The 423-nt window shown below is 68.6% G+C and carries 1 protein-coding gene; it reads left to right on the top strand.

From position 1 onward, the window contains the following. Nucleotides 1-423, top strand: a 423-nt coding sequence (locus ADK67_RS11650) for a TIGR02679 domain-containing protein (protein WP_231648134.1), incomplete at both ends; no start/stop codon positions are given.

Here is a 423-nt window from a genome sequence, read left to right as displayed (position 1 = left end):
GACGAGCACGTCCGTGCGCACGGCAGCACGCTGACCGAGGTGCTGGAAGCGTTGCACGGCAGGCCGATCGGCATGTCCACGGCCGAGGAGGCCTCGACAGCCGACGCCGTGCTGAAGTTCGCACTGCGTCAGCACAACCTGCTGCTCGAACCGTGGGCCGCGCCGTGGATCGCGCATGTGCGCCGGTACGGCAAGATCCCACAACCGGCGTTGCCGATGCTCGCCAACCAGGCGGCCTGGGTACTCGGCAAGCTCGGGCCGACGACGACCCGGTACGCCTTGGCCGGCAACGACCTCGACGAGGGACGGCCGCTCGCCCGGATTGTGGGCAAGGCGCTCGAACTCATGGGCACGACCTGGGAGCAGGCTGGAATCCTCAAGGACGCCTATAGCGACCCGGTGCTGACCTCCCAGGGCTACCTG

The sequence above is a fragment of the Saccharothrix sp. NRRL B-16348 genome (assembly GCF_001280085.1).
Classification (GTDB): Bacteria; Actinomycetota; Actinomycetes; order Mycobacteriales; family Pseudonocardiaceae; genus Actinosynnema.
Note: the sequence above shows the minus strand (reverse complement) of the source record. Positions and strands in the feature narration are given on the sequence as shown.